General features: G+C 62.9%; 2 protein-coding genes. Both read right to left on the bottom strand.

The genetic code is table 11. The features are described 5' to 3' along the window. Nucleotides 1–156: 156 nt before the first annotated feature. A complete protein-coding gene (locus tag KO516_RS24105; protein ID WP_252737458.1) occupies nt 157–720 on the bottom strand; it encodes an IS5 family transposase in 564 nt (187 codons plus the stop codon). Between the two features lie 180 nt (nt 721–900). Continuing rightward, the coding region (locus tag KO516_RS24100; protein ID WP_252737457.1) for a transposase at nt 901–1,180 on the bottom strand (280 nt) is incomplete at its 5' end.

Raw genomic sequence — 1,180 nt, 5'->3', positions numbered from 1 at the left:
GCTATCACCGCCGTCATGCGGAAGCTGCTCATATTGGCCAACGCGCTGCTCACCGAGGATCGAACCTGGTCGCCGACGCCGCCGTAAAACCCAGTAGCTGCCATTCGCGGGAACTTTAGTCTTGTTTTCCAAGACAGATGCTTTCCCCAGACGCACTTATCCGACGAGCTCGGTGCCAGGTATGCCGAGCGCGGTGTAGCCGTTCAGCACGGCGATACGGACTTGGATCTCCGCGACTTGGCGGTCGAAGTCTCGCGCCATGAGGCGCTGCCCCAGAAGCTTTACACAGTGCATCTTCGTCTCGACGCGGCTCCGGCGGTGGTATCCGTTCCATCCACTGCCCAGCAGGGCATCGCGCAGCGATGGCCCGAGAGGGGTCGCCAGAGCGCGCGACCTAGGTATTTCGCCGCGCGCAGGGCCTCGTTTCGCGCCACGGCTCCCGCGGTGATGGTCTTCCAGGGCTTCGCGTTCTTGCGGGGGCGGGATGACGGCATGGGCACCGCGGTCAGCGATGGCGTCGTGGCATTTACGTGTATCGTAAGCACCGTCGGCGGTGACGCTGCCGATCCGCTCGTCCGCCGGGATCTGACCGAGCAGGTCGGGTAGCACAGGGGCATCACCGATGTGGCTCCCGGTGATCTCAACGGCCCGAACCTCCAGCGTTTCCTCGTCGATCCCGAGGTGGATCTTGCGCCAGACGCGACGTTTCGGGCCACCCATTGCCCGCCAGCACATGCTTGCATGTGTGAGAGGGATGCTTGCGGGCGTGCCACTCGCCTTCGCCCTCGACCTTGATGCCGGTGCTGTCCACTGCCCGGCAGGGCATCACGCAGTGATGTCCCGAGAGGGGATCAGCAGGTGCAGCGGCCCCTTGGAGCCGCGATACGGGATGTTCACAGCCTAGGCCTTCTGACGACGTGACAGGGTGCTGAAATCAGGCACCTGCCAGTTCAGACCGACGAAGCGCAACAGGCTTTCGACAAAGCCGGTCGTCTGTCTGAGCGCCATCCCGAAGAGCACTTTCATCGTCAGGCAGGTTTGAATGGCGTTCGTCGGGAAAATAGCGCCCCACGCTATTTTCTGATGCTCCTTACCGCTGAAGGTCTGCTGACGGCCACGCCTGCCTGTCGGCACGGCATCCCTGCTCATCTCGGGGTCAAACCAACCTCTCACACATGCA

It is taken from the genome of Citreicella sp. C3M06 (genome assembly GCF_018860705.1).
GTDB lineage: Bacteria > Pseudomonadota > Alphaproteobacteria > Rhodobacterales > Rhodobacteraceae > Salipiger.
This window is presented reverse-complemented; position numbering and strand designations above follow the sequence as displayed.

Coding starts and splice junctions, on each gene's coding strand:
- KO516_RS24105 (WP_252737458.1), bottom strand. CDS start 720: ATGGGTGGCCCGAAACGTCGCGTCTGGCGCAAGATCCACCTCGGGATC.